Source organism: Ideonella sp. (genome assembly GCF_041287625.1).
GTDB lineage: Bacteria > Pseudomonadota > Gammaproteobacteria > Burkholderiales > Burkholderiaceae_C > Ideonella.
On the sequence record NZ_JBGGNH010000024.1, the window covers coordinates 1 to 8,475 of the forward strand.

Below are 8,475 nucleotides of genomic sequence, written 5' to 3' on the forward strand. Positions count from 1 at the left end.
GCGCTGGACGCTGTGCGCGACGTGGTGGTGCTGGCCCGGGAGGACGAGCGCAAGATCCCGCGCCTGGTTGCCTACCTGGTGGCGCACGACGGACAAGCCTTGCCGGATGAGGCACAGCTGCGCGCGGCGCTGGCGCAGAGCTTGCCCGAGTACATGCTGCCGAATCACTTCGCGGTGCTCGATGCGATGCCGCTGACGGCCAACGGCAAGGTGGACCGCAAGGCGCTGCCGGCGCCTGACATGTCCCAGGGCGACGCCAAATACCTCGCGCCCCGCACGTCGGCCGAACAGGCCGTGGCCGAAGTCTGGGCCGAGCTGCTGCAGGTCGACAAGGTGGGGGTGCACGACGACTTCTTTGCGCTCGGCGGCCACTCGCTGCTGGCCACGCAATTGATGTCTCGCCTGGGGGCGAGGTTCGGCACCGACATTTCGCTGCGCACGATCTTCGAGACGCCGGTGCTGGCGGACCTGGCCGCCATCGTTGCGCCAGCGGCGGCCGAGTCACCAGAGACGCCGGAATCGCCGGCTGCACCGGCCTTGCCGGCCGAGTTGCCGGCGGAAGCCTTCCCGCCTTCGCTGGCCCAGCAGCGCCTGTGGTTCCTCGATCAACTGGAAGGCCCGAATGCCACCTACAACATCCCGATCGCGTTCCGCCTCGAGGGACAGCTGAACCGTCCCGCGTTGCAGGCTGCGCTGAACGACGTGGTGCGCCGCCATGATGCCCTGCGTGCCTGTTTCCATGACGCTGGCGGCACACCGGTGTTGCGACTGCGGCAGTGTGTGGACCTGGCGCTTCCGTTCGATGACCTGCGCCGTTCGCCGCAGCAGGCGCGCGACGCGGAGGTGGCCGCGCGCATGCTGGCCGAAGCACAGGTTCCATTTGATCTGGCGACCGGCCCGTTGATCCGGGCTGGCCTGCTGCAGCTCGGCGATCAGGAACACCTGCTGCTGTTGACGATGCATCACATCGTCTTCGATGGCTGGTCCATCGGCATCCTGGTGCGCGAAGTGGGCGAGCTGTATGCCAGCCATGCCGCGGGCCTGCCACCGGCGCTGCCCGAGCTGCCGATGCGCTATGTGGACTTCGCCGGCCGGCAGCGGCAATGGCTGAGCGGCAACCTGCTGGCGCGGCAATTGGGCTACTGGCAGCAGCGGCTGCACGGCAGCCCCACCACGCTGAGCCTGCCCGCCGACAGGCCGCGCCCGCCGGTGCAGCGCCAAGCCGGTGCTTCTTTGCCGTATGCGTTGTCCGCCGATCTCTCTGCCAGGCTGCAGGCGCTGAGCCGGAGGACGCAGAGCACCCTGTTCATGACCCTGTGCGCGGCCTTCAATGTCCTGCTGGCGCGCCACTCGGGGCAGACCGACATCTGCATCGGTACGCCCATCGCCAATCGCAACCGCGCCGAGATCGAGGGCTTGATCGGCCTGTTCGTCAACACGCTGGTGCTGCGCACCGAAGTTGACCTTGGCCTGGGTTTCACTGCGCTGCTCGCGCAAGTGAGGGGCCACACGCTGGATGCCTACGCGAACCAGGACCTGCCGTTCGAACAGGTGGTGGAGGCCTTGCAGCCCGGCCGGCATGCCAGCCACACGCCGCTGTTCCAGGTGATGCTGGCACTCCAGAACGCGCCGATGACACGGCCGGAAATGCCTGGCCTTCAGATGGCGTTTGTCGCCGGTCCCACCGTCACCGCCAAGTTCGACCTGACCTTGACCCTGACCGAAAGCGCAGACGGCCTGCATGGCGACTTTGAATACAGCACCGAGCTGTTCGACGCTGCCACGATAGAGCGTCTGGCCGGTCATTTCACGCGCTTGCTGCAGGCCATCGTGGCCGATCCGGGCTTGCCGGTTGGCGAGCTCGACATGCTGGGCAGCGCCGAGCGCCGGCGCATGTTGTCCGAGTGGAACGACACCGCCACTGCCTTCCCCGGCGTGGACCCGCAAGCCACGCAGGTCCACCGGCTGTTCGAAGCCCAGGTGACGCGCACGCCCGACAGCGTGGCCGTGGTCCACGAAGGCCACTCGCTCAGCTACGCCGAACTGAACGCGCAAGCCAACCGGCTCGCGCGTCATTTGATGGCGGCCGGCGTGGGGCCGGAATCGCGCGTGGCGGTCTGCGCGGAGCGTGGCGTGGCGTTGGTGGTCGCCTTGCTCGCCACGCTCAAGGCGGGCGGCGCGTATGTGCCGCTCGATCCGGCGTATCCGGTCGAGCGCCTGGCCTACATGCTGCAGGACTGCGCGCCCGTGGCCGTGCTCACGCACCTGACCGAAGCCGCCCGCTCACGCTTGAGCGCGACGCTGCACGCGCCGGGCAGGCTGCATCTGGACTTGCAGGCCGATGCATCGCATTGGGCACAGGCCCCTGCCGTGAATCCGGATCCTGATGCCACCGGAACCGCGGGCCGCCGTTTGGCCTATGTGATCTACACATCGGGCTCGACCGGGCAGCCCAAGGGCGTGATGGTCGAGCACGCTTCGGTGGTGAACCTGATCCAGGGCCATGTGCGCCTGTGCGCGCTCTCTGCTGAAGACCGGGTGCTGCAGTTCGCCTCGGTGGCGTTTGACGCATCGGTCGAAGAAATCTTTCCTGCGCTTGCAGTGGGCGCCACCGTGGTGATGCGACCTGCCGATTTGATGGCGCCGGACGAGGCCTTCGTGAGGTTCGTTGACGACATGCGCATCACGGTCGCCGAGCTGCCCACCGCGTTCTGGCAGCAGTGGGCGCAGAACGACTGGCCCGAGCGCGGCGCCGGACACGGCACGCTGCGCCTGGTCGTGGTGGGCGGCGAAAAGGCAGAGCGCCGCCATCTCGATCAATGGCGGCTCGGCATGCCGGCAGGCGCTGGCTGGCTCAACACCTATGGCCCGACCGAAGCCACCGTCTACGCCACAGCCTGGAGGATGGACGGGCGCCTGCCCTTGCCGCCGGGCGAGATCCCGATCGGCCGGCCGGCGGCCAACACGCAGGTCTACATCCTCGACGGCCGCCTGCAGCCGGTGCCCATCGGGGTGGCTGGCGAGATCCACATTGGCGGCGCTGGTGTCGCGCGCGGCTACCTGAACCGGCCCGAACTGACGGCCGAACGGTTCATCGTCGACCCGTTCGGCCGCTCGCCGAATGGCCGGCTGTACAAGACCGGGGACCTCGCCAGGTACCTGCCGGACGGCGAAATCGAGTACCTGGGGCGCAACGACTTCCAGGTCAAGATCCGCGGCTTCCGGATCGAGCTGGGTGAGATCGAAGCGAAGCTGGCCGCGGTCGACGGCATCCGCGAGGCGGTTGTGCTGGCGCATGAGGCGCCAGGCGGCGACAAGCGGCTGGTGGCCTATGTGGTGCCGCAAGCGGGCCATGCGCCGGACGGGCAAACCCTGCACACCGAACTCGCGAAGGCGCTGGCCAGCTTCATGCTGCCCAGCGCCTATGTCAGGTTGGATGCGCTGCCGCTGACGCCCAACGGCAAGGTCGACCGCAAAGCCTTGCCGGTGCCTGAGATGGCGCAAGGCCAGGCCGCACACATGCCACCGCGCACGCCGACCGAACAGGCCATTGCCGAGGTCTGGGCCGAGCTGCTGCAGATCGACAAGGTCGGTGCACAGGACGATTTTTTCCTGCTCGGCGGCCACTCACTGCTGGCGACACAGCTGGTCGCGAAGTTGCACGCGCGTGGCGTCGACGGGGCGAGATTGAGAGACCTGTTTTCTCACCCGGTGCTGGAGGACCTGGCGAAGTTCATCGATTCGAATGCGATGGCCGCCAGGCATCCGAACCTGGTCCGGATCCGCACCCGCGGGGACGCCACGCCGCTGTTCCTGATCCATCCGATCGGCGGCGAGGTGCAGTATGCGTTCGACCTGTCGCGGCACCTGGACCAGGACCAGCCCGTGTACGCATTGGCCGCCAGCGGCTTCGCCAGTGGCGAGAAGCCGCATGCGAGCATCGCCGACATGGCGCGTGCCTACCTCGGTGCCATCCGCCAGGTCCAGGCGGCCGGACCGTACCAGCTCGCGGGCTGGTCCCTGGGCGGCATGATCGCCTACGAGATGGCGCACCAGCTGCTGGCCGCGGGAGAGACGGTGGCTTTCGTCGGCATGATCGACAGCGGCTGCCCGCTGGCCAGCGGGCCAGGCGAGGACCCGCGCGAAGTCGACGAATGCAGCGCCCTGCTGCACTGGGTCCTCGACCTGCACCCCGAGTGGGCCGACGCGAGCCAGCATCCCGCCTACGACGAGGTCACGCAGCTGGCGAGCACCGGGCAACTGGACGCCATCATCCTCGTGTGCCAACGCGAGCGGCTGCTGCCCGCGCAGCTCGATGCGGCGCAGGTGAAGCGGATCGTGGCGCTGTACGTGGCCGGTGCCAAGGCGGCGGACGCCTACCGGCCACCGCTGATCGCGGCGCCGGTGAGCTTCTACGCCGCCGCACGTCGCGAAGGCGAAGACCTCACGCTCGGCTGGGCCGCCCTGCTCGGCAAGCGCCTGCGGGTGACACCGATCGGCGGCAGCCATCACACGATCGTGAAGCCGCCACACCTGGAGAAGCTGGCGCGCGAGATCTCGGCCTGCCTACAGCGCCATGGGGCGGGCAGCGAGCCGTCGCCTGCAGCAACCCACATTTTGTTCGCCAACAAATAGCCGAAGGACACCATGGACGCCAACACCTCCGCGCCCCCACTGGATGCGAAGCGCATGGGGACATTCGAGTTCTCGCGCACGATCGCCGACCTGCCCGCCCCCAAGGGCTTGCCGTTCGTCGGCAGCCTGCTCAAGCTGAGCGGGCGCCAGTTCCACCTGACGCTGGCCGACTGGATTCGCGAGTTCGGTCCCGTCTTCCGGCTGGACGTGATGGGCCACCAGCTGATGGTGCTCTCGGACCCTGCGGCAGTGGAAGGCCTGCTGCGCGACCGCCCTGACGGCTTCCGGCGCACCTCGAACCTCAAGACCAGCATGGGCGAGCTGAAGATCGCCGGTGTCATCACCGCCGAAGGCGACGACTGGCGCAAGCAGCGCCGGCTGGTCATGGGCGGGCTGAACGCCGAGGTGGTGCGCAACTTCTTTCCCACGATGGTCGCCATCACCGAGCGAGTGCTGCTGCGCTGGAAGACCGCGGTGGCAGAGGGCCGGCGCATCGACCTGCATCGCGACCTGAAGGCGATGGCCCTCGATGTGATCGTGGCCATTGCGATGGGGCAGGACATCGACGCCGTCAACGACGATGGCAACCAGGTGCAGCGCGACATCGACAACATCTTCCAACGCCTGGGCGCCCGCAACGCCACGCTGCTGCCTTATTGGCGCTACTTCAAGCTGCCGGTGGACCGCGCGGCCGACAAGTCGGCGGACGACATCGAGCAGGCGGTCATCGGCTTCGTCAAGGACGCGCGCGAGCGCATGGCGCAGCAGCCGCAACTGCGCCAGAAGCCCGGCAACATGCTGGAGGCGATGATTGCCGCGAGCGAGAACCCCGAGTCCGGCTTCACCGACCAGGAACTCATCAGCAACGCCATCATGAGCGTGATCGGCGGCGAAGACACCACCGCCAACTCGATGGCGTGGATGATCAACCTGCTGGCGCAGAACCCCGAGGCGGCCGCCGCGCTGAGCGCTGAAGTGGACGCCGTGCTCGGTGACGCACCGGTCGCCCGCGAGTGGGAGTGGCTGAAGCAGCTGCCGTATCTCGAAGCGGCCCACAGCGAGACCCAGCGGCTGCGGGCGGTGGCGCCGTTCATGGGCTTCGCCAGCAACGCCGATTGTGTGGTGGCCGACACCTTCGTCCCGAAAGACACGGTGATCTTCGTCGCCAACACCGGCGCCAGCCAGGACGAGGCCCACTTTCCGCAGCACGCGCTGTTTCGCCCGGAGCGCTGGATCTTCGACGGCAAGCCTTCGCGGGAGGAAGACCCGTCGCGCAAGGTCTTCCCCTTCGGCGCCGGCTCCCGTTTGTGCCCCGGCCGTTTCCTGGCGCTGACCGAGATCAAGATGGTGCTGGCCATGCTGGTGCGCAACTTCGAGCTGGTGCCGGACCCGGACGCGCCGCCGGTCGAGCAACTGTTGAACTTTTTCGTCGGCCCTAGCGCGGTGCCGGTGCAGCTGAAGCTGCGCGCCCGGTGAGCTGAGGCCATGATGGATTCCAACACCCTGCGTTTCGACTTCGGCATTGCCAGGCGCGTGCTCCAGGTTTCGGTGCCCTTGATGGGCTCGATGGTCGGCAACCTGATCATGATGCTGGTCGACCGCATCTGCCTGGCACGCTACTCGGACGACACCCTCGCTGCGTCCGGACCGGCGATCTACACGGCGATGGCCATCGTCGGCTTCTTCACCGCATTCGCCGGCTTTTCGAGGTCCTGCATCGCCCAGGCTTTCGGGCGATCGGGCAAGGACGAGGCGGCGTACCAGGCAGCGGTCGGCATGGTGGTCGCGGCCGTGCTGGCTGCGGTCCTGGTCCTGCTGGCGCCGGTGATCGAGCTGATCCCTCGCTTGAGCGACCGGCCGGCCGCCATCACGGCGCTCGAATCGCAGTTCCTCTACTGGGCCGCGTATTTCGGCAGCGTCATGACCTTGAACATGTCGCTGTCGTCCTATTTCAGCGGCATCGGCCAGACGCGGGTGACCCTGATCGCCGGCCTGATCGGGCAGGTCGTCGAACTCTTCATGACGGTGGGCCTGGTGTTCGGCAAGTTCGGGCTGCCCGAACTCGGCATGCGCGGCTCGGCCATCGGCACCTTGTTCGGCACCTCGGCGATGCTGGTCTTCTACCTGTCCCGGCTGCCGCGGGACGTGTGGCAACAGCTCACGCAACGCGTCTTCAAGCGCGGGGCGGCCGTTGTGGCCGACGTGACGCTGCGGGTCCGGCGGGGATTGCCGCTGGGTGTGTCCGCCGGCGTCGACAACCTCGGCAACGCGGCTTTCATCTGGATGATTGCCGGCCTGGGCGCGATTGCGCTGGCGGCCAACAACATCAACCTGACCGTCAACTACATCGGCATCGTGCCGCTGATCGGGCTGGGCATCGGCTGCAGCGTGCTGTGCGGCAATGCCATCGGTGCGAACGACTTTTCCCAGGTGCCGAGGATCATCTTCGTGACCTGGGTGATCGAGCTGGCCTACGTGGCCGTGGTGGCGTTCTTCGAGATCACCATGCCCGAACAGCTGCTGGACCCGTTCGGCCTCAGCCACAAGCCCGAAGCGATCCGCAGCGCGGCGGTCGGCACGGCCCGGATCCTGTGGCTGTATGCGCTGGCCTTCACTTTTTCGATGACGGGCGCGGCCGTGCTGGAGGCCTTCGGCCTGACGAGGTTCCTCTTCGCCACCCGCCTGGTGCTGATGTGGGCCTTCAGCATCCCGACGATCTACTTCATGACGCGGGGACGCGATGGCAATGCGGATTTCCTGCCCATTTGCTGGGTCGTCGGTGCAGGATTCGAAGCGGCCATCGGCGCGCTGTATGCCTGGCGGATCTGGACAGCCGTGAAGCATCGCCAGAACGCCATCGTGCTGGCGCATGCACAGGCTTGACCTCCGGCGATCAGGGTCAGCGTGCGGGCGATGGCGGCGTGTGCAAGCGGTGCGAACGCCCCTGCGTCAAGAGCCCTGCTGCTCCAGGAACCGCTGCGCATCCAGCGCGGCCATGCAGCCGGTGCCGGCCGAGGTGATGGCCTGGCGGTAGACGTGGTCCTGCACATCGCCGGCGGCGAACACGCCCGGCACGCTGGTCATCGTCGCAAAGCCGTTCTGGCCGCTCTTGGTGACGATGTAGCCGTCCTTCATCTCCAGCTGGCCCTGGAAGATGTCGGTGTTCGGGTGGTGGCCGATGGCGATGAAGCAGCCCTTGAGCGCGATGTCCTCGGTCGCGCTGCCGTCCACCTTCTTCAGCCGCACGCCGGTCACGCCGCTCTGGTCGCCCAGCACCTCGTCCAGCGTCTGGTGCAGGTGCAGCTTGATCTTGCCCTGCGCGACCTTCTCGTGCAGCTTGTCGATCATGATGGCCTCGGCGCGGAACTTGTCGCGCCGGTGCACCAGGTGCACCGTGCTGGCGATGTTGCTCAGGTACAGCGCTTCCTCGACCGCGGTGTTGCCGCCGCCGACCACGGCGACTTCGTCATTGCGGTAGAAAAATCCGTCGCAGGTGGCGCAGCCGCTCACGCCGCGGCCCATGAAGGCCTTCTCCGAATCCAGGCCCAGGTACTTGGCCGAGGCACCGGTGGCGATCACCAGCGAATCGCAGGTGTAGTTGCCCGAATCGCCCTTGAGCTTGAAAGGCCGTTCGCTGAAGTCGACGGTGTTGATGTGGTCGAACACGATCTGCGTCTGGAAGCGCTCGGCGTGTTCGAGGAAACGCTGCATCAGCTCCGGGCCTTGCACGCCCATCACGTCGGCCGGCCAGTTGTCGACCTCGGTGGTCGTCATCAGCTGCCCGCCCTGGGCCATGCCGGTGACCAGCAGCGGCTTCAGGTTGGCCCGCGCAGCGTAGAT

General features: G+C 67.3%; 4 protein-coding genes. 3 read left to right on the plus strand and 1 reads right to left on the minus strand.

The genetic code is table 11. The features are described 5' to 3' along the window. From ACAH41_RS09530 to ACAH41_RS09540, 3 genes are all read left to right on the plus strand, one after another. Positions 1-4,635, plus strand: a 4,635-nt coding sequence (locus ACAH41_RS09530; RefSeq protein ID WP_325656439.1) for a non-ribosomal peptide synthetase, incomplete at its 5' end; no start/stop codon positions are given. Positions 4,636-4,647: 12 nt separating this feature from the next. Then, on the plus strand, positions 4,648-6,111 hold the full coding sequence (locus tag ACAH41_RS09535) for a cytochrome P450 (RefSeq protein ID WP_325656437.1): 1,464 nt from the start codon (positions 4,648-4,650) through the stop codon (positions 6,109-6,111). Between the two features lie 12 nt (positions 6,112-6,123). Beyond that, on the plus strand, positions 6,124-7,518 hold the full coding sequence (locus tag ACAH41_RS09540) for an MATE family efflux transporter (protein WP_325656435.1): 1,395 nt from the start codon (positions 6,124-6,126) through the stop codon (positions 7,516-7,518). A 66-nt stretch (positions 7,519-7,584) separates the two neighbouring features. On the opposite strand, the gene trxB is transcribed toward ACAH41_RS09540, so the two are convergent. Continuing rightward, positions 7,585-8,475, minus strand: an 891-nt coding sequence (gene trxB / locus ACAH41_RS09545) for a thioredoxin-disulfide reductase (RefSeq protein WP_370538270.1), incomplete at its 5' end; no start/stop codon positions are given.